This is a genomic window from Rhodococcus sp. NPDC078407 (assembly GCF_044542515.1).
Taxonomy (GTDB): Bacteria; Actinomycetota; Actinomycetes; order Mycobacteriales; family Mycobacteriaceae; genus Rhodococcoides.
Genome location: NZ_JBITUQ010000016.1, coordinates 69,684 through 89,849 on the forward strand (window position 1 = coordinate 69,684; position 20,166 = coordinate 89,849).

A 20,166-nucleotide genomic window follows, 5' to 3' on the forward strand; every position below is an offset into this window, starting at 1 on the left:
ACGACCTGTTCTCTGTCCCGAGGGTTAACGGAGCATGAATGAAGTCAGGCGCACGTGTCGTCGGCGGCGTTGGTGAAGGACAGATCCTCCGGAAGCGGTGCGCTCTCGATTGCGCCCTCCACCTGAGTGGGATCGATCACCGCGCCGAAAGCAGCCGGAAACTGCGTGTAGCCAGGGTAGTTGGAGCCGAGCACCACCTCGACGACATTGTTCAGGCTCGGAGCCAGCTCGATGGCTGCGCCCGGGATCGCCGACGCGACCGTCGCTGCGGCAGCCTCCTGGTCCTGGGAGTAGCGCACCACGGTCTGGGCCGCGGAGCCGGAGAAGTTGCCTACCGTCAGAATCTGGAATCCGTACGTCGCCAGCTCGTCGGACGCTGCTTGCGCCATTCCTGCGATATCGGAGGCGTTGGACACCTGCAGAGACACCGTGCCCGGTTCGACGGCCAGTAGCGGTACGTCGGGAGCGGCGGCGGGAGCCGAGGACTCCGGGGTCACCGGCTCGGCGCGTTCCTCGCCGGGCAGCGGATCGTCGTCGATGATGGCTCGGAAGATCGCACCGATCGCGTCGTCGTTGGGGATCTCGTTGCCGTAGTCGTTGGTACCGGTGGTGGGAATGGTGAGGAAGGTGACCGCACCGGCGTCCACGTTCTGCAGTGATCGTCCCAGCGTGACCAGGTCCTGGGTCTTGACATTCTCCACGAACGTGTCCGAAGTGAACGCGTTGACGAATCCGTTGAGCTTGCCCGGGTCGAGCAGCACCTGGTTGGAGAGCGCGGACCTGAGCAGGGACGACAGGAAACGCTGCTGCCGCTTGATGCGGCCGTAGTCTCCATTGCCCTCGGATTCGATGTTGCGAGCCCGGACGTAGTTCAGCGCGGTGCGGCCGTCGATGCGCTGAGTGCCGGGGTTGGGCAGCACGTCTCCGAGTTCGTAGTCGAACAGCGGTTGCGCCGTGCAGACCTCGACGCCGCCGACTTCGTCGACCATGGACTCGAACCCTGCGAAATCCATTCCCACGAAGTGGCCGATGCGGAGACCGGAGATCTTCTGGATGGTTTTGACCAGGCACTTGGGTCCGCCGAGGGCGTAGGTGGCGTTGAGCTTGTCGCCGTACGCCTCGGGGAACATCTCGCCGGTGTAGGTATTGGTTTCGTTGTCGAATTGTTCGCACTCGGGACGCGTCACATCGAGGTCGCGTGGAAACGAGACAGCGACGACGCGGCTGCGATCGGCCGGAATGTTGACGAGCATGACCGTGTCCGAGCGGGCTCCCTCGGCATCGGCGACGGTTCCCGCACCCACCTCGCCACTGGCACCGGTGCGTGTGTCGGTACCGACGATCAGGTAGGTCTCGTCGCCGTACTGGCCTTCGGCGTCGACGACGTCGGTCGAGTCCGGATCGAGCGCAGCGACCTGTAGGAACCCCTGGTCGGTGTTGCGAAGGTATCCCCACACCACCCCGGTCAGCGCAACCGAGAGAATCGCGATCATCGAGACCACACTGCGGCCGACCACCCGCAGTCGTCTGCGTCGTCGTACCCGGCTCATGGCCAACCGTGTCAACGCCGGGCGATCGGAGTCGGGCGCGCCCACGGACTCAGGTACCGCGTGCGGCGGTGTCGGGGGAACTACCGGGGAAGGTGGGGGAGTGGAATCGGTGATCGGGGCAATGATCTCGGTGGGTTCTTCGGTTTCCGGACGTTCGGGGGGTTCCCGGCGGCTCGAGCCCGATCGCGACATCTTGTCGACCAATTCGGCCACCGAGACGGTGTCGGCGTTGCGAGGCGACCGCTTGCCCAGCCGGCCGCTGTCGCCCGGCTGTGGTGATTCATCGTCCGGAGACTCGGGACGTTCGGAGCGGGATCGACGCTGCCCGTTTGCGCCCGTTCGTCCGATTGCGGAAATCGGGCGCTCCCATGGGGCGCGACCCTCGGGCACGGACGGGCCCGACTCTCGATCGTCTCCCACGAAATTCGAACCTGGCCTTCCATCACACACGCGCGCTGCCTACTCGGCAATCCCAGCCATAGTACTGACTCGAGCGGCATGGTCCACTTCGCGCGAGTACCAGGGCAGGTCAGCCGCCCGAGTGCATCAGGTCGGCACCGGCCGGGACGCAGATGTCCTCGGGGTCGTCCAACCAGCCGTCGGGCAGGGAGACCGCGCCCGGCGAACCCTGTCGTCCTCGGGGACCCTCCGCGTCCTTGGGGAAAGGAACGGAAGGGTCGAGCTGCGCCAGCAGGTCATCCAGTTCCCCGAGCGTGGACACCAACGCCATCGAGACGCGCAGATCCGATCCGGCCGGGAAACCGCGGAGGTACCAGGAGACGTGCTTGCGCAGCTCGCGTAGGCCCTTCATCTCGCCGTGATGCTGGGCGAGCAACTCCGCATGTCGAGCGATGATCGTGGCCACCTCGCCGAGGGTGGGCGGAATCGGCTCGGGGCGGCCGTTCAGGCGGGCGCTGAGTTCGGCGAACAGCCACGGTCTGCCAAGGCATCCTCGACCGACGACGACGCCGTCGCAGCCGGTCTCGGCCATCATCCGGACCGCGTCGGACGCAGAGAAGATGTCTCCGTTTCCCAACACCGGGATGCCGGTGACGTGTTCTTTGAGTCGAGCGATCTCGTTCCAGTCGGCGCTACCGGAGTAGCGCTGGGAGGCGGTGCGGGCGTGCAACGCCACCGCAGCGGCACCCTCGTCGGCGGCGATTCGGCCGGCGTCGAGATGGGTGTGATGGTTCTCGTCGATGCCGACGCGGAACTTGACGGTGACCGGAATGTCGGTGCCCTCGGTTGCTTTGACCGCTGCGGCGACGATCCGGCCGAACAGGTTTCGCTTGTACGGGAGCGCGGCGCCGCCGCCCTTGCGGGTGACCTTCGGAACCGGGCAGCCGAAGTTCATGTCGATGTGATCGGCCAGGTTGTCGTCGACGATCATTTTCGCCGCGGCGTAGGTGGTATCGGGATCGACGGTGTAGAGCTGCAGAGACCGCGGTGTCTCGGTGGGGCCGAACGTCGTCATGTGCATCGTGGCGGGCTGTCTTTCGACCAGCGCTCGGGCGGTCACCATCTCGCAGACGTACAGGCCCGACGTGCTGCCTGCCCGCTCGAGTTCCTGCTCCCGGCACAGGGTCCGGAACGCCACATTGGTGACGCCGGCCATGGGTGCGAGGACGACAGGGCTGTTCAACTCGAGGGAGCCGATCTGCAGTGTCATGTGAAGAGCCTTCGGAGGGGAGTGGTGTGGGGCGGAAAGAAAACAGTGATGCCCGGCACCGAAGTCGGTACCGGGCACACCAGACGATCCGAATCTAGGATGCGCGTGCTTCGGCCTTGGCGCGTTCGCGGGCGAGGGAGCGGTCGCGCATTTCCTCGAACTTGGTGGCCTGACGTTCGAGGTCTTCGAGGAACGCGGCGAGTTCTTCGCGCTTGTTCTCACCGCGGGCGGTGAAGTCGTTGCGCTCGAAGACCTGCCACTTGCGCAGTACCGGCCAGACGACGTCCTCGAGGTGCTGACGCAGGTCGTAGATGCCGTGCTTGGCCATCAGCACACCGTTGCGGCGGAAGTTCGGCATCCCGGCACCGGGCATGACGAAGTTGGTGACGATGTCCGAGACCGCTTGCAGGGTCTGGTCGGGGGAGATGTCCATCGCCGCGCCGGTGATGTTGCGGTAGAAGATCATGTGCAGGTTCTCGTCGGCGGCGATGCGCTGGAGCATCCGGTCGGCGATCGGGTCGTCGCAGACCTTGCCGGTGTTGCGGTGCGAGACGCGGGTGGCCAGTTCCTGGAAGGTGACGTAGGCGACCGAGTGCAGCAGACCGACCTGGGTTCCGGCGGGGGATGCGTAGCCGTTGGTCATGTGGATCATGCGGGCTTCTTCGAGGGCGACGGGATCGACGCCGCGGCTGACGACGAGGTAGTCGCGCATGACGATGCCGTGGCGGTTCTCTTCGGCGGTCCAACGGCCGACCCAGGTGCCCCAGGCTCCGTCGCGGGAGAAGTTCTCGGCGATCTCACGGTGGTAGGAGGGCAGGTTGTCCTCGGTGAGCAGGTTGGTGATCATCGCGGCTTGGGCGACCTCGGAGAGCTTGGACTGCTCGGGGTCGTAGTCCGTGCCGCCGAGGGCGGCGAAGTTGCGGCCTTCGTCCCACGGCACGTAGTCGTGGGGATGCCATTCGCGCGCCATCGTGATGTGCCGGTTCACGTTGTCTTCGGCAGTGGGTACCAGCTCCTGCAGAAGCTCGAGCTGTGTCAGATCCCTCGCCATTGGCCTGTCTCCTCGCGTCGTCGTCAGCTCACCAGCGTAGAGCCCGCGTTGCGACAGGCAGGGCACCTCGCCGAGATTCTGTTAGAGGTAGCAACCGACGTCGGCACCGACTGGTGCAATTTCACAGGTCGCAGCTTTCACAGGTCACTGCTTTGACAGGTCACTGCTGGGCAGGCTCGAGACCGGAGAAGTTCGGCGGGCGGAACACCCAACCCCGAAGGGCCAGGAATCGGGCGGCACCGAACACTCCGCCGACTGCGATCACGACGGGCACTTGCACCGATGTGCCGGCTCCCGGAAAGAAGATGTGGACCGCGGCCAGTGAGGCGGTACTCAGACCCAACCCGATGAGAGCGAGCCCACCGGCCTCCCACTGCGTCTGGAACCAGCCGACCCGGGCGGCGGCATGGAAGGTGTGACGGCGGTGCAGCTCATTGGCAAGAACGGTGCTGGCCACGACACCGGCAAGATTCGCGGTGAACGAGCCCAGGGAAGCGAGCGCTACGAACAGCAGGGCGTACACACCGTTGCTCGACACTCCGACGACGACGAACCGAGTGAATTGAGCGAGAACCGACTCCCCGAGCAACCTCGACTTCAGTCTGGGCGCGCAACCCGAGGGTCGAGGCGATGCCTTCAGCGAAGTGCTCACGAAATCTCCAGTTGTCGAACCGGAAGCGTCGATCGGCGCTTCGATTCGATACAACCCCGAGCACGAACAGATCGGTCTCGGACGTGACGGACGTCTCAGGCTTTGGAGGAACTTTCGTCCCGAGCGCGCTTCTTGCGATCCAGGTCGATGTTCAGACTGTCGGGCTTGATCGACGCGACGAACAACACCGCAACGAGGATCACCACAACGACGATGGTGATGACGACCACCGCGATGCCGAAAATTGCCAAGATACCGTTCATGTCCTGCCTCCCGTGTCAGGCAATACGGTACTTGTCGTAGACAGGCCCGTCGACGTGCACCCCCAGCTCACCGATCAGCTCACCAAGCGCTCCACAGCACGCAGGGGCAACGACAACCAGGTCGGCCGGTTGCGCGCCTCGTAGAGAACCTCGTACACGGCCTTGTCGAGTTCGTATGCGCGCAGCAGATCGGCCTCGTCCCGCGGATCGTGTCCGGCCACCGAGGCGTATCCGTCGAAGAACGCCTCGATGCTCCGCGCCGCCCACTGGTCGGCTCGCGCACGCGTCGACGGATCCTCGGGTCGGTCGACCAAGAGATGGTTGGCGGCGTAGTCGAACGAGCGCAACATTCCCGCGACGTCACGCAGGGCACTGTCCATCTGCCGGCGTTCGGCCAACGTCTTGGCCGGCTCACCCTCGAAGTCGATGAGCAACCACCGCTCGGGAGTTCCCAGCACCTGCCCCAGATGCAGATCGCCGTGGATGCGCTGCACGGTGGTGCTGTTCGACGCCTCGGCCCGCGAAATCAGCGCCGTTGCCGCCGGAATGAACTCGGCGATCTCCGGGACCACCCGCGCCACTCCCGAGATACGAGCCAAAATCTCTTCGACGGCGGTCGATTCCACCGAGCGTTCGACGGTACCCAGCACCGAGGCCAGGTCATGATGCACCTGAGCGACTGCTGCACCGATCCGGTGCGCGTCGGAAGCGAAATCTCCTGGCAGTTCTTCTATCGGCGTATCGGGCGAATCGAAGACCTCGCGAACACTGGCGAGCGCTGCTGTCCAGCCCTCGACGGAGTTGGCAGCGAAGTCCTGGATCATTCCCAGAGTGGTGGGCTCACCTCCGACCACGGCTTCCAACCAGCCTCGCAGCGGTGCGACGTTGACACTGCCCGCCTCCGCCAACGCACGGTGCAGCTCGACATCGGGGCTCACGCCGGGCGGAACCTGGCGAAACAGCTTGAGCAGCAACAGATCACCGAGAATCACCGAGGTGTTGGACTGTTCGGCCCCCAGAACCCGACCGGGCAAACCGCTGGGGACACTCGACCCGTCGACGATCCTGAAATCGATGCTGTCCGTGGAATTTCCGGAAGCAAAGGCGTCGCCGTACAGAGCGATGACCTCGGGGTCTCGCAAGCCGTCGAACACGGCCACCTCGCCCGCGACCGGAAGCACCCACGGCCGGAGTTCATCGGTCAGCTCGGTGCGGAAGCCCAGCGGCACCTGATAGGTCTGCGTCACCACCTCGCCGTCCTGGGTCAACTGCACCTCCACCAGCACATGCTCTGCCGCGAAATGCGGTTCGTCATGCAGTACTTGGCGTTCGAGGATCTGCACCGAATCGACGGTCGACCCCTTGGCACCGAACCACCGCTGAGCCGGTAGCCACGTCGCGAGTGCCTCCGTGAGCTGGGGTTCGACCGTGCGTGCCGCACTCGAGCTGGAACCGACCATGGGAATCTCTCGCCGCCTTCTTCGGAGTGTGCGGAGCTGTGACCGTGCTCAGCAAAACCTACCCACTCGCGGCCGCGCTCACACACCGACGGTAAAGACACCCGAACGTTATGCAGGTCGTACGCCGGTGCACCGACATGCTCGTACAGTGGTGACATGTCCGCTCCACTGACCGCCCACATCGATGTGCACCGCGCCGGTGATCGACTGAAAACCCGTGTGTCCTGGCTGGACTCGAAGCATTCGTTCTCCTTCGGTCAGCATTACGATCCCGACAACACCCATCACGGACTGCTGCTGGTGAACAACGACGACATCGTCTCTGCTGGTCAGGGTTTCGAGACGCATCCGCATCGCGACATGGAAATTGTCACGTGGGTGGTGCAGGGCTCCCTGGTACATCAGGACTCCATCGGACACTCCGGAATCATCTATCCCGGACTCGCGCAACGGATGAGCGCGGGCAAGGGCATCATGCACTCGGAGAAGAACGACTCCTGGAACATCGACGGCAACCGCCACACCGAACCCGTTCGCTTCGTGCAGATGTGGGTGCTGCCGGACAGTCCCGGCACCGCCCCGGGGTACGAACAGCTGGAAATCGGTGACGAGTTGTTGCGCGGTGGGCTGGTCACTGTGGCGTCGGGCATGAGCAAGCACCGCGGTCAGGCTGCGATCGGAATCTCCCAGAAGTCGGCGGCGCTGCACGCGGCCAGATTGTTGCCCGGAACCTCGGCGACAGTGCCCGACGCACCGTTCGTGCACGTGTTCGTCGCGCGCGGCACCGTCTCGATGGAAGGCGTCGGCGAACTGTACGAGGGCGATGCCGTTCGTATGAGTTCGACTGGCGGACAAAGCATTACCGCCACCGAGCCGGCAGAGGTGCTGATCTGGGAGATGCATTCGCGGCTCGGAGGTTGACACGGTCGGTCGATGACGAGTTGATCACGGGAACCCGCGACGCCTGCGCGCCGGACAGGGCTGTGCCTACACTCGCAGCGTTGACGAACGCCTATTTGGGAGGGTTTGACACGTGTCGAATCAGAATCCGCCGCCCGGTGACTATCCCCCGCCCGGAAACTATCCGTCACCCGGCGAGTACCCCCAGCAGGGCGGCTACCAGCAGGGCGGGTATCAGCAACAGCCGGTAGCCCCGAAGAACACCATCGGCACCGTGGCTCTGGTCCTGGCGATTCTGGGTGTGTTGTTCTCCTGGACCATCGTCGGTGGAGTTGTTCTCGGCCTGATCGCCATCGTCCTCGGCTTCATCGGACGGTCGAGGTACAAGAAACGCACCGCCACCAACGGCAAAGTGTCACTCTTCGCGATCATTCTCGGTTTCGTGGCCGCAGCACTGTCGATCGTTCTCGTCGTCGTCGGCATCGGCCTGTTCAATGCAGGTGGTGGACAGGACTTCACCGAATGCATCAACCAAGCAGGCAGCGATACCGCAGCGCAACAGCAATGTGCCGACGAGTTTCAGCAGAACCTCGAGGATCGGTTCGACGACTCGACACCGAACTGAGTCGCGGCACGGACACTTGATTTCGGTACGTCAGGCGGGTCGATCGTGTCGACCCGCCTTTCGTCACGGCATCGAATTCGAGCGACTGTGATGCCCATCCGCCACGACTACCTGGTCGCCACCGCGGCGTTTGGCGTCGTACATCGCCACATCGGCACCTCGTAGCAGGCGGCCGACTTCGACGATGACGTCGTCCGGACCCCAGCCCGTGAAGTCACATCGCCCGTGCACCACGCCGATACTCACGGTGAGCGGTGCTCGGTCGTCGGCCGAATGGACGCGGGTCCTGAGCTGCTCTGCCAACGCGACGGCATCGTCGCCCCCGAGGCGGGCGACCACCGCGAATTCTTCACCGCCGGTCCGCGCGACCAGGACGCCGTCGACGGACAGCCGACGCGCGGTCAGCTCGAGCGCCGAATCTCCGACATGGTGGCCGAATCGGTCGTTGATCGCCTTGAATCGATCGACGTCGATGACCATGGCCGCCACCTGGACTGCACCTGCCAGATAGCTCGACAGTTCCTCGTCGAGTCCGCGGCGGTTGCGAAGGGCGGTCAGTGGGTCGACGTTTGCTCCGGCCGCCTGCACCTGAAGCCTCAGCAGCAGATACTGGAGAAACGTGGGGCCCATGAACGTGACCGGGAGCAGCACGAGGACCTGGACGACGGCGAGCGCGCGGTCTGCGCCGGGCGTGCCCAGGACCAACACGAACATCGAGATCACCACCGCCCCCGACCACACCAAATGCAGGCTCAGCATTCTGGGGCTGAGAAACAGTTGGATGAAGATGCCGTTCGTTGCGAACAGCGCGCACGCCAGGAAAACACTCGGCGGAGATCCGTACGCGAGCAGAACGGAGGCGACACCGACGTCGGCCAACACGCCGAATGCCATTGCCATACGTTCGCTCGGCCACGGGCACTTCAACCACGCAATACTCAACACGAAGGCGCTGAGCCCAGCGGCCACGATGATTGCTCGAGCCGCGACGGAGGTCGGCGGCGTCCGGGTCAGCAGCAGCGTCAGCGGAATGAGTCCGTAGGTGAACGTGGTGAACGCGGCCGCAATCCGATACGGGCGTAGCGCACCGAATTTGTCCAAATCACGGACAGTGGCCTCGTAATCGTGTGGCTGGTGCCACCACTTGCTGGTGAACGTCGACTGCACCGTACCCCCCAGCGCGTCGCGACCACAGAATCAGCCGACATGGTTGTTCGCTCGATGGACGTCACTGGCCAGGACAGCCGGACCAGCCGTAACTGTATCGGAATTCGACTGACCCGGAGAGGCGCTTCGCTACGAAACGCGATCCGGTGTCGGCTTACGTCACCCCCGCACATCGCGTCGACGCCACCGATCGACACCCATGCCCGCTCCCACTACAGCGATGGCTGTGAGAGCCGACAGGGAGAGTGCAGACGCCGACCCGCCGGGCAGTTTCGGTGAGTGAGTGAACGGCGACAGGTCCAGAACCCATTGGTCCACGCCGACCACGGCACCGACCTGACCGATCGCGACGAACCCCACCAGGACAGCCCAGAGGAAGGGCGCGAACTGAGGAACAGCACCGAGAAGGGCCACTCCGATGGCCGTCACCACCCATACCGCGGGGAGCTGACCCAGTGCGCCGCCCAGGACAGCGGGCAGTTCACCCGCGATATTGCCGGCTGCCGATCCGTACGCCAAGCCGATCATCAGGCCTGACACCAGCAGCAGCCATGCCGGGCCGAGGACGGCGACGAGCAGGTGACCTGACAGCCACCGAGCGCGCGAGATACCGGTGGCCAGCACGATCTCGGCCAGGCCTGCCTCCTCCTCGCCGTGCAGACGCAGCAGGGCCGATACCGAAAAGGCCGCCACGATGACACCGATGATGCTCAGGACAGCGGCGATGAACGACTCTTCGATTGTGGTGCCACCGAACTTTCCGAGCGCATCACCGATGGTGGCGCTGCTGCCGAGTTGGTCACCGATTCCGTCCGTGGACGAGCCGATGGCAATGCCGAACAGGGCGAGGCCGACGGTCCAGACGACGACGGTTCCGCGGGACAGTCGCCACGCGAGGGCGACAGGACCCGACAGTGACGGCACGGCAGCCACCCGGCCCCGACGCTCGGCCCGCAGACCACTGCCTAGATCGCGGCGATTCGCTGCAACGAACGCCGCGGAACCGAACGCGGCTGCAGCCACCAGCGACAGCAGCAGCGGCCACCACCGCTCCTCTGCGAAGGGCCGTACCTGCGCCGACCACCCGATCGGCGAGAACCAGGACACGGTTCCCGAACCGATGTCGCCTATCGCCCGCAGGACGAACGCCGCCGCGAGCGCGCCGAGGGCGTAGCCGCGTGCCGCGCGAGCCCCGGACGCCACCTGTGCCGCCAGTGCCGCACAACCGACGAAGACGAGACCGACCACGATCACCGATGCCCCGTACGCGATGCTCCCTGCCACCGGAAGGCCGAATGCCCACAACGACATCGACGACAATGCGCCCGTCGCCGCCAGCCCGATTCCCGCCAGCGTGACCGCCGCGGTGAGCCCCGCGTTTCTACCCACGGCCGTAGACCCGACCAACTCGCTTCGACCCGCATCCTCCTCACCGCGGGTGTGCCGGACGACGGTCAGAATTGCCGCCAGTGGGAGGAGTGCGAGCAGGGCACCGGAACGCCACGCGACCAGAGCGCCGAGGTCACTACCAAAGATCGGACCGACGAGCGCCGCTTGGGCCGGCACGGCCACCGTGCCGAGGTAGAACGCCTGACGGTCCGCAGCCGTGGGATACAGCCCCTCCAAACTGACCGCGTACAGCAGCGGGAGCGCACCGAGCAGAACGACCCAGATCGGCAGTACCAGGCGATCGCGTCGCAGATACAGCCGAAGCAGTGCTCCCGTGCCGCTCATGCGTAATACCTCATGAACAGCTCCTCCAACGTCGGAGCGGAGCTGACCAGGCTCCGCACGCCCGCGTCGGCCAGCACGCGCAGCACCGATGGAAGAGCCTCGTTCTCCACCGTGCAGGTGATGGTGGAACCGTCCACACTCACCGCACTCACCCCGGTGACCGTGTGAAGGTCGTCCGGCGCGCGATCCACCGTGACGCTCAACGTCGTTCGGGTGAGGTGCCGCATCGACGCCAGGGTCCCGGTGTCCACGGTCCGCCCGTCCTTGACGATGGTCACCGAACTGCACAGCGCATCGACCTCGGACAGGATGTGCGAGGACAAGAGCACCGTGACTCCGCGTCGGGCAGCGTCTTTCACGCAGTCGGCGAAGTGCTGTTCCATCAGCCGATCGAGTCCGGAGGTGGGTTCGTCGAGTATCAACAATTCGACGTCGGAGGCCAGGGCAGAGATCAGTGCGACCTTCTGCCGATTACCTTTGGAGTAAGTACGGGTGCGCTTGCCGGGGTCGAGAGCGAACCGTTCGAGCAATTCGGCTCGGCGTGCAGTGTCGATTCCGCCGCGCATGCGGCCGAGGAGGTCGATCACCTCTCCACCGGTCAGCGACGGCCACAGCGTCACATCACCCGGGACGTAGGCCAGGCGCCGATGCAGCGCAACGGAATCGCCCCATGGGTCGCCACCGAGCAGTTGGACAGTGCCGGCCGTCGCGCGGACCAGACCGAGCAGGATGCGGATCGTCGTGGATTTTCCGGCCCCGTTGGGACCGAGAAAGCCGTGCACCTCGCCGGTCTCGATGTGCAGGTCCAGCCCATCGAGTGCCCGGACCGACCCGAACGTCTTGACCAACCCGTCCACGGACACTGCTTCGGTCATGACGTGGCCTCCAGATAGGTGTCCAAAGCCTGCGAGTCGGTGAAGAATCCATCGGTGTAGAGCTCGAGGGCCGGGAGCATGACCTCGTCGCTCAGCGCAGTAAGAGCCTCCCGGAAATCGACGTCCGGCCCAGCCATCTGCACGTAGAGCAACAGACCGCCGACGTTCTGCCTCGTGAGGAACCTTGCGCGTGCCGCGGGGTCTCGGCTGGGCGTGAACCGGCCGTCGCGGACACCGTCGTCGATGTACCGAACGGCGTCGGCGACCATGTGCTCGAACAACTCTCGCGCCAACCCGCCGCCCGCGGAGAAACTGCGCACGATGTAGGCGACGAGCGGCGCGTACTCGTCGATACGGGCGATCTGTTCCATCATTGCGGTGGGGCCGGTGGACGCAGTCTTCGATTCCCGGATCACCCGCAGGACGTGCTCGTCGCACGCCGTCCGCAGCCCGTCCTTGGACCCGAAGTGGTGATTGACGAGCCCCGGCGACACGCCCGCCGCCGTGGCGATGGACCGCACGCCGGCCGCGAAGCCCTGCGCGCCGAAGACGTCGATCGCGGTATCGCGAATCCGCGCCCTGGTGGTCAGATCCTCCGCTGCTGTACGCATGTACAGCACATTAAACACCCGTTCAATCAAGCGCAAGAGTGTAAAGATGGACGCATGACTTCAGTAGTGAACTCGGGCATCGACCTCAGCTACCAGGACGAGAACACACGTGCGCAGGACGACCTGTTCGTGCATGTCAACGGCAGATGGCTCGAGGAGTACGACATCCCGGCCGACCGTGCCGTCGACGGAGCCTTCCGAACGTTGTACGACCGCGCCGAGGTGGACGTACAGACGATCATCGAAGAGTCCGCCGCCGCGAATGCCCCCGCCGGCAGTGACGCGCAGAAGATCGGCGACCTGTTCTCGAGCTTCATGGACGCCGACCGTGCCGAGCAGCTCGGCGTCACGCCGATCGCCGGGGAACTCACCGCGGTCTCCGACGCGTCGGACCTCGTCACTCTCGCCGGCGTCCTCGGCTCGCTGCAGCGCACCGGCGTCGGTGGTGGAATCGGCCAGTACGTGGACACCGATGCCAAGCAGTCCGATCGTTACCTCGTGCACTTCAGCCAGTCCGGCATCGGCCTGCCCGACGAGTCGTACTACCGCCAGGACGAGTACGCGGAGATTCGCACGAGTTACGTCGCGCACATCTCGAAGATGTTCGCGCTCAGCGGCATCGAGTACGACGCCCAGACGGTGTTCGATCTCGAGAAGAAAATTGCCGCGGGTCACTGGGATGTCGTCGCCAGGCGCGACGCCGAGAAGAGCTACAACCTCGTCCAGTTCGACACCCTGGTCCAGAACGAACCCGGATTCAACTGGGCTGCTTGGATTTCCGGACTCGGAGCCACCACCGAGCAGTTCGCCGAGATAGTCGTACGGCAGCCGTCGTTCCTGAACACTTTCGTGGCACTGTGGGCTTCCGAGGACATCGAAGCGTGGAAAGCATGGCTGGCCTGGCGCGTCGTACACTCTCGCGCACCGTTTCTGACCGGCGCGATCGTCGACGAGAACTTCGCGTTCTACGGAACGACGCTGACCGGCACCGAGGAGAACCGCGAGCGCTGGAAGCGCGGAGTCTCCCTGGTACAGGACGTGCTCGGCGAGGCCGTCGGCAAGCTCTACGTCGAACGCCACTTCCCGGCCGAGTCCAAGGCCCGGATGCAGGTGCTGGTCGAGAACCTCACCGAGGCGTACCGCCGCAACATCTCCGAGCTCGAATGGATGAGCCCGGAGACGCGCGAGAAGGCGTTGGACAAGCTGGGTAAGTTCACCCCCAAGATCGGCTACCCCGATCGCTGGCGCGACTACTCCGGCGTCGAGATCAGCGCCGACGATCTGCTCGGGAACTACCGTCGCGGGTACACCGCGGACCACCAGCGTGACCTCGACAAGCTCGGCGGTCCGGTCGATCGCGACGAGTGGTTCATGACGCCGCAGACCGTCAACGCGTACTACAACCCCGGCATGAACGAAATCGTCTTTCCCGCAGCCATTCTGCAGCCACCGTTCTTCGATCCCGAGGCCGACGACGCGGCCAACTACGGCGGTATCGGAGCGGTGATCGGCCACGAGATCGGCCACGGATTCGACGATCAGGGGGCCAAATACGACGGTGACGGCAACATGGTCGACTGGTGGACCGACAGCGACCGCTCCGAGTTCGGCAAGCGCACCACGGCCCTGATCGAGCAGTACAACGAGTTCGAGCCCGCCGCGCTGCCCGGCCACAAGGTCAACGGCGAATTCACCATCGGCGAGAACATCGGCGATCTGGGTGGCCTGTCCATCGCCGTCGCCGCCTACGAGATCTCGCTCGAAGGCAAGGACGCACCGGTGCTCGACGGCCTCACCGGGTTGCAGCGAGTGTTCTTCGGCTGGTCCCAGGTGTGGCGTACGAAGGCCAGGGATGCCGAGGCAATCCGTCGCCTGGCCGTCGATCCACACTCGCCGCCGGAGTTCCGCTGCAACGGCGTCGTACGCAATATGGACAGTTTTCACCAAGCATTCGACGTACAGCCCGGCGATGCGCTGTACTTGGAGCCGGATAGGCGCGTCAGAATCTGGTAGCAACGGGGAGGGTGTTCGGATGAGGGAATTCGTACGATGGTTCGCGGCGCACGGGGTAATCCGGTTCGGTGCCAAACGAGCGGCGGCAGCGGGCGACCCGCAAGCCATGCTCGTGGCCGATCCTGTGACGCGAGCGAATCCGACTCCGGTCTACGAAAAGCTGCGCAGCACAGCACCTTTGGTCAAGACACGGATCTCGAACATCACCGTGCACCACTCGGTGGCGTTCGATCTTCTGCGATCGGACGACTTCCGCGTCACTCAGCTGGGTGCGACCCTTCCCGGGCCGTTGCGGTGGATCGAGCAGCACACCAGATCCGGCGCACTCCATCCGATCCTGCCGCCCTCACTGCTCTCGGTGGAGCCGCCCGATCACACGAGGTACCGCAAACTGGTGTCCTCGGTGTTCACCGCCCGCGCGGTGAAGAAGATGCGCGATCAGGTGCAGGAGACAGCGGATGCCTTGCTCGACGAGCTGTCCGACGGCTCTTCGGTGGTCGACATCGTCGACCGGTACTGCGCGCGTCTTCCGGTGGCCGTGATCGGTCGCATCCTCGGCGTTCCCGAGGAAGACAACGAGCGAGTCCTCGAGTTCGGTGAGATGGCCGCACCGAGTCTCGACATCGGTTTGTCGTGGGCTCAGTTCAAGCAGGTCGAGCGGGGGCTGATCGGGTTCGACGCATGGCTCTCGCAGCACATTGCGGAGTTGCGCCGCAATCCCGGCGACGATCTGATGAGCCAGCTGATCGCCGCGAAGGACGAGGGCATCGGCCTCAACGACGAGGAGCTCAGGGCCACCGCAGGTTTGGTGTTGGCTGCCGGGTTCGAGACGACGGTCAATCTGCTCGGCAGCGGCATTCGACTGCTGCTGGATCATCCCGACCAACTGGCTGTGCTGCAACAAGATCCGTCGCACTGGCCCACCGCGATCGACGAGATGCTGCGGATGGAGTCGCCCGTACAGCTCACCGCACGTATGGCCAAGCGGGACGTGGAGGTCGAGGGGGTGACGGTGCACGAGGGCAAGCTCGTCGTGCTGGTGCTCGCCGGTGCCAACCGCGATCCACTGGTGTTCGAGGATCCCAACCGGTTCGACGTCACCCGCGCCAACGCCGGCAAACACCTGTCGTTCTCGGGTGGACGCCACTACTGCCTCGGTGCCGCGCTCGCCAAGGCCGAATCGGAAGTGGGCCTCAAGACCCTGTTCGACCGGTTCCCCCACCTGCGGTCGGCAGGTGAGGGAACCCGGCGCAACACCCGTGTCCTACACGGATGGGCCACTCTTCCCGTCGATCTGGGTGAGCCCGTCAGGACAACCGCAGGCCGGTAACGGAGTCGAAGAAGAAGAGCTCGTCCTGCTTGGGCACCAGACGAATCGTTTCGGCGAGTGCAATGGACAGCTTGCGGTCGACCCGAACCGAAATTCGTCCTGACGTCGTAGTCCAAGCATGCTCGGAGCTGGGCGCGGAAGCATAGACGAACGATTCCGCGCCCAGTTCCTCGATCAACTCGACGGTCAGTTGCACGCCGGCATTGTCGCCCACCAGATCCCACGATTCCGGTCGCACGCCGACGACGACGCGCTCGCGTGCCGAGGACGGCACCGGAATGCGCAGCTCACCGAGCACGGCAGCGCCGTCGCGCACGGGGGCGTCGACGAGATTCATGCCGGGCGACCCGATGAATCCCGCCACGAACGTGTTGACGGGGTTGTCGTACAGCTCTCGCGGGGCGGCGATCTGCTGCAACGTGCCGTCCAGCAGTACCGCGACCCTGTCGCCCATCGTCATGGCCTCGACCTGATCGTGGGTGACGTACACCGTCGTGGTGCCCAATCGCCGCTGCAGACCGGCGATCTGGGCCCTCGTCGACACCCTCAACTTGGCGTCGAGGTTGGACAGCGGTTCGTCCATGCAGAACACCTTGGGCTGACGCACGATGGCGCGGCCCATGGCCACCCGCTGACGTTGCCCACCGGAGAGCTTGCCGGGCTTGCGACCCAGCAGTGGCTCGAGTTCGAGCATCCTCGCCGCTTCGACTACTCGTGCTGCAGTGTCGGACTTGCTCATTCCGGCATTGCGTAGCGCGAAACCCATGTTGTCGCCCACGGTCATACTGGGGTACAGCGCGTAATTCTGGAACACCATCGCGACGTCCCTGGCCCTCGGTGCCAACGAGGTGACGTCCACCCCGCCGATCTCGATGTGGCCACTCTCGACGGATTCGAGACCGGCCAGCATCCTCAGACTCGTCGACTTGCCGCAGCCCGAAGGGCCGACCAGGACGATGAATTCACCGTCCGCGATGTCCAGTTCGAGGCTGTCCACTGCGAGCGCGTCGGCTCCGGGATACCGATGCGACACACCGGCGTACTGAACGGAGGCCATTACTTCGGCAGCTTCGGGGTGATCTGACGGTCGATGATCTGCTGCAGCTGATCCGAGACGGACGCGAACGTCGTTGCGACATCGGCATTCTGCAGCGCGATCTGCTCGAGACCGCTACCGATGATCTTGTCGCCGCCGGGTACGAACACCCGGGCGTAATCCTGCGAGCGGGTGAGAGCCAGCTGGTCGACCGCCGTCTTCGCGTTGGGGTTCGCCTCGAGGAATGCGATCTCCGACGGATCCTGCTGCGCAGACTTGCGAACCGGCATGTAGCCGGTGTTCTGCGAGAAGTAGGCGGTGTTGGCACCGTTGGTGACGAAGTCGATGAACTTCAGTGCGTTCACCTTTCGCTCCTCCGAGATCTTCGCCGGAATGGCGAGACCCGCACCGCCGGTGGGGCAGCCCGGCGTGCCGTCGGTGGCCGGCAGGAAGGCGGTGCCGAACTCGAACGCGGCACCGGCCTTGATGGTGGACAGGTCACCGGTGGAGGCGATGGTGGACGCGAGGATGCCCGCAGCGAAGTCGTTGGCGATGTCGTTGGACACCGCGGCGTACTTCTTCGTGTGGATCATGTCCTGCAGAAACTTGCCTGCAGCAATGGTTTTGGGGTCGTCGAACTTCAGCTCGAACTGATCGGAGTACGATCCGCCGAACGTCCAGATCGGTCCCTCGAATGTCCAACCGAGGTAGTCGACGGCGTTGCCCCAACCGTGAGCGAGCTTGCCGTTTCCGACGACGGCCTGGATGCGCGGGCCCCACTCGTCGAATTCCTGCCACGTGGCCGGTCCGCGATCGGGCAGTCCGGCCTGCTGCCAGACGGCCTTGTTGTAGTAGAACAACGGCGTCGATCGTGCGTACGGCAATGCCCAGTGGTTGCCGTTCCAGTTGTAATCGGCAAGAAGCGAATCCACGTAATCGGACTGGTCTACTCCGGCCGCGGAGAAGTGCTTGTCGAGCGGCTCGATGGCTCCGGTGAGCGCGTAATTGAACCACCAGACATCCGAGAGCACGACGACGTCGGGCACATCGTCGCCCGACAGCGCAGCGTTGAACTTCTGCGAGACCTCCTCGTAGTTCTTGCCACCGTCGATGAGGTTCACCGTCAGGCCCGGGTTCTCGGCCTGGAACCGCGCAATGAGTTCCTTCTCGAAATCCTGTGACCTACCCGGATGATTCGACCAGAAGTTGATGGTGTTCGCGTCGCCTTCGACGCCGCCGTCGCGGCCCGTCGAGCCCGATCCGGGGCCACTGCATGCTGCGAGGGCTGCGGCAGCCGCAGCCGCACCGGTGAGCGTGAGAAAGCCACGCCGATTGATGATGTGTGCCATGGTGTTCGACTCCTGATAGTGAGGTGAATCAGCCCTTGACCGCACCGGAGGTGAGGCCCTTGATCATGTGGCGTTGCAGGACGAGGAAGACGAGAAGAATCGGCAGAATGGTCAACACGGTCGCAGCCATCACGGCTCCCCAGTTGGTGTAACCCTCGTCGTTCTGCAACAACGTCAGGCCCACTGGTAGCGGCGCGACCGACGAGTCGTCGGACATCAGGAACGGCCAGAGGTACTCGTTCCATTCTGTGACGATCGTGATGATCGCGAACGCCACCATCGTCGGACCCGACAGCGGCAGGATGACGCGGAACATCAATCGAACCGGGCCTGCACCGTCCATGCGCGCGGCTTCGATGATCTCCGGCGGCAACGACAGGAAGTGATTACGCATCAGGAAGGTACCGAAGGCCACGCCGGCCAGAGGAATGATGATGCCTTGGAACGAGTTTCGCCAGCCCAGCTCGGAAATCAGCGAGTAGTTGGAGATGACCGTTATCTGATTGGGCACCATCAGCGCAGCGATGATGACGAGAAAGACGATGTTCTTGCCCGGGAACCGCAGAAACACCAACCCGTAGGCGCTGAGCACACCGAGGACGAACTTGATGGACGAGACGGCCGTGGTGATGATGATGGAGTTGCGCAGGTACGTGAAGAACGGCACCTCCGTCGTCGCCTCGTCGTAGTTCTGCGGGTGAAAGCTGCTGGGCCACCATGTAACCGGCTGAACGTAGATGTCCGGGCGGTCCTTGAACGAGGTGATCAGGATCCAGAACAGCGGCAGCCCGATCATCAGCAGGACGGCAACCATGGCCGCATAACCGAGGATGTTCGCAGTGCGGCGCGTCCGCTGCACATCGACGGACGCTCTCTGCGACGCGGCCGTCGCGGGCTTGTCCACCACAGTCATCGCTGATCGTCTCGATCCATGATTCGTACCTGCACGAGTGTGACGATCAACAGCACGAGGAACAGGATCGTCGCGACCGTGGCGCCGTAGCCGGCCCGGAAGTTACGGAACGTCTCCTCGTAGACCTGGTAGACCATCGTGGTGGTTCCGGTGCCGAGTGGGCCGCCGCGGGTCATGACGTTGATGATGTCGAACACCTGGAGCGAGTTGAGCAGCACGGTGATCGACAGGAAGAACGTCGTTGGACGTAGTTGCGGCAGCAGTACTTTGCGGAACGTGGTCCAGCGGCTCGCCTGATCGATCTCGGCCGCTTCCATCAATTCCTGGCGCACGCCCTGCAGTGCGGCCAGGTAGATCACGAACGTGTAGCCCAGGTTCTTCCACAGGTAGGTCACGGTGATCATGACCATCGCCCACTTCGGGTCCTGGTAGAAATCCGGGACGGCACCGAGGCCGACGCGTCGCAGCAGGTCTTGAACGAGCCCGAAGTTGGGGTCGAAGACGAACTGGAACGCGATGCCGATCGCGGCACCCGAGATGACGAACGGGGCGAACACCGCGGAGCGAACGAAGTTGCGGCCCCTGAGCTTTCGATCGAGTAACAGCGCGAGCACCAGCCCGAGGACCAGCGATCCGACGACGGCCGCGACCGTGAACACGACGGTGTTGCCGACGATCTGCCAGGTGTCGTCGCGCGACGCCCACTCGCGGTAGTTCTCGAATCCGACGAACGTGGAGGTGGGTGAGGAGAGATTCCAGTCGAAGAACGAGAACTGGAAGTTCTCCACCAGCGGGCGATACGTGAACACCGCCAGCAGAGCCAGGTTGGGGCCCACGAGAATCAGGAACAGTGCGTAATCGGTCCACGGCCGGGAGAAGAAGCGCTTCTCCTGTGCCGTGGGCAGCACTCGTTCGGTTGTTGCACTCACCGCGAGGACTGTGCTCAATCTCGGCTAACGAATGGTGAA

Annotated in this window: 18 protein-coding genes; 4 read left to right on the plus strand and 14 right to left on the minus strand. The window is 64.3% G+C overall.

Annotation, left to right across the window (positions count from 1 at the left end):
* Window positions 1–44: 44 nt before the first annotated feature.
* The 6 genes from ACIGGF_RS16870 to ACIGGF_RS16895 all read right to left on the minus strand — a co-directional run bounded on the left by ACIGGF_RS16870 (window position 45) and on the right by ACIGGF_RS16895 (window position 6,645).
* Window positions 45–1,970, minus strand: a complete 1,926-nt coding sequence (locus tag ACIGGF_RS16870) for an LCP family protein (protein ID WP_397522385.1) — start codon at window positions 1,968–1,970, stop codon at window positions 45–47.
* Window positions 1,971–2,079: 109 nt separating this feature from the next.
* The gene (gene dusB / locus ACIGGF_RS16875) at window positions 2,080–3,219 is read right to left on the minus strand and encodes a tRNA dihydrouridine synthase DusB (RefSeq protein WP_397522386.1); all 1,140 of its coding nucleotides are present in this window, start codon (window positions 3,217–3,219) and stop codon (window positions 2,080–2,082) included.
* A gap of 94 nt (window positions 3,220–3,313) precedes the next feature.
* Window positions 3,314–4,270: an acyl-ACP desaturase gene (locus tag ACIGGF_RS16880; RefSeq protein ID WP_397522387.1), complete on the minus strand. Its 957-nt coding sequence runs from the start codon at window positions 4,268–4,270 to the stop codon at window positions 3,314–3,316.
* Window positions 4,271–4,430: 160 nt separating this feature from the next.
* On the minus strand, window positions 4,431–4,922 hold the full coding sequence (locus ACIGGF_RS16885) for a GtrA family protein (protein ID WP_397522388.1): 492 nt from the start codon (window positions 4,920–4,922) through the stop codon (window positions 4,431–4,433).
* Between the two features lie 95 nt (window positions 4,923–5,017).
* A complete protein-coding gene (locus ACIGGF_RS16890; protein ID WP_397522389.1) occupies window positions 5,018–5,185 on the minus strand; it encodes a hypothetical protein in 168 nt (55 codons plus the stop codon).
* A 74-nt stretch (window positions 5,186–5,259) separates the two neighbouring features.
* The gene (locus tag ACIGGF_RS16895; RefSeq protein ID WP_397522390.1) at window positions 5,260–6,645 is read right to left on the minus strand and encodes a hypothetical protein; all 1,386 of its coding nucleotides are present in this window, start codon (window positions 6,643–6,645) and stop codon (window positions 5,260–5,262) included.
* 156 nt (window positions 6,646–6,801) lie between these two features.
* On the opposite strand from ACIGGF_RS16895, the gene ACIGGF_RS16900 reads away from it, so the two are divergent.
* Together ACIGGF_RS16900 and ACIGGF_RS16905 are read left to right on the plus strand one after the other, a co-directional pair.
* Complete coding sequence (locus ACIGGF_RS16900; protein WP_397522391.1) at window positions 6,802–7,566, plus strand: pirin family protein; 765 nt, start codon at window positions 6,802–6,804, stop codon at window positions 7,564–7,566.
* Window positions 7,567–7,678: 112 nt separating this feature from the next.
* Window positions 7,679–8,170 (plus strand): DUF4190 domain-containing protein, encoded by a 492-nt coding sequence (locus tag ACIGGF_RS16905; RefSeq protein WP_397522392.1) that lies wholly within the window; start codon window positions 7,679–7,681, stop codon window positions 8,168–8,170.
* A 63-nt stretch (window positions 8,171–8,233) separates the two neighbouring features.
* On the opposite strand, the gene ACIGGF_RS16910 is transcribed toward ACIGGF_RS16905, so the two are convergent.
* From ACIGGF_RS16910 to ACIGGF_RS16925, 4 genes are all read right to left on the minus strand, one after another.
* The gene (locus ACIGGF_RS16910; RefSeq protein WP_397522393.1) at window positions 8,234–9,337 is read right to left on the minus strand and encodes a GGDEF domain-containing protein; all 1,104 of its coding nucleotides are present in this window, start codon (window positions 9,335–9,337) and stop codon (window positions 8,234–8,236) included.
* 159 nt (window positions 9,338–9,496) lie between these two features.
* Window positions 9,497–11,071 carry an ABC transporter permease gene (locus ACIGGF_RS16915; RefSeq protein ID WP_397522394.1) on the minus strand — a complete coding sequence of 525 codons (1,575 nt, stop codon included), beginning with the start codon at window positions 11,069–11,071 and terminating at the stop codon, window positions 9,497–9,499.
* The gene (locus tag ACIGGF_RS16920; RefSeq protein WP_397522395.1) at window positions 11,068–11,946 is read right to left on the minus strand and encodes an ATP-binding cassette domain-containing protein; all 879 of its coding nucleotides are present in this window, start codon (window positions 11,944–11,946) and stop codon (window positions 11,068–11,070) included. Before ACIGGF_RS16920 ends, ACIGGF_RS16915 begins: the two co-directional genes overlap by 4 nt.
* Window positions 11,943–12,557 (minus strand): TetR family transcriptional regulator, encoded by a 615-nt coding sequence (locus tag ACIGGF_RS16925; RefSeq protein WP_397522396.1) that lies wholly within the window; start codon window positions 12,555–12,557, stop codon window positions 11,943–11,945. Before ACIGGF_RS16925 ends, ACIGGF_RS16920 begins: the two co-directional genes overlap by 4 nt.
* A 54-nt stretch (window positions 12,558–12,611) precedes the next feature.
* Between ACIGGF_RS16925 and ACIGGF_RS16930 the strand changes: the two genes are divergently transcribed.
* A complete protein-coding gene (locus ACIGGF_RS16930; RefSeq protein WP_397522397.1) occupies window positions 12,612–14,570 on the plus strand; it encodes a M13 family metallopeptidase in 1,959 nt (652 codons plus the stop codon).
* A 19-nt stretch (window positions 14,571–14,589) separates the two neighbouring features.
* The gene (locus tag ACIGGF_RS16935; protein WP_397522398.1) at window positions 14,590–15,900 is read left to right on the plus strand and encodes a cytochrome P450; all 1,311 of its coding nucleotides are present in this window, start codon (window positions 14,590–14,592) and stop codon (window positions 15,898–15,900) included.
* On the opposite strand, the gene ACIGGF_RS16940 is transcribed toward ACIGGF_RS16935, so the two are convergent.
* From ACIGGF_RS16940 to ACIGGF_RS16955, 4 genes are read right to left on the minus strand one after another with little or no spacing between them, the layout of a single operon-like run.
* A complete protein-coding gene (locus tag ACIGGF_RS16940; RefSeq protein ID WP_397522399.1) occupies window positions 15,878–16,957 on the minus strand; it encodes an ABC transporter ATP-binding protein in 1,080 nt (359 codons plus the stop codon). The two genes, ACIGGF_RS16935 and ACIGGF_RS16940, sit on opposite strands and share 23 nt — an antisense overlap.
* A complete protein-coding gene (locus tag ACIGGF_RS16945) occupies window positions 16,957–18,285 on the minus strand; it encodes an ABC transporter substrate-binding protein (RefSeq protein WP_397522400.1) in 1,329 nt (442 codons plus the stop codon). The genes ACIGGF_RS16940 and ACIGGF_RS16945 overlap by 1 nt, the downstream gene beginning before the upstream one ends.
* 28 nt (window positions 18,286–18,313) lie before the next feature.
* Window positions 18,314–19,198, minus strand: a complete 885-nt coding sequence (locus ACIGGF_RS16950; RefSeq protein ID WP_397522401.1) for a carbohydrate ABC transporter permease — start codon at window positions 19,196–19,198, stop codon at window positions 18,314–18,316.
* Window positions 19,195–20,127, minus strand: a complete 933-nt coding sequence (locus tag ACIGGF_RS16955) for a carbohydrate ABC transporter permease (RefSeq protein ID WP_397522402.1) — start codon at window positions 20,125–20,127, stop codon at window positions 19,195–19,197. The genes ACIGGF_RS16950 and ACIGGF_RS16955 overlap by 4 nt, the downstream gene beginning before the upstream one ends.
* Window positions 20,128–20,166 lie beyond the last annotated feature (39 nt).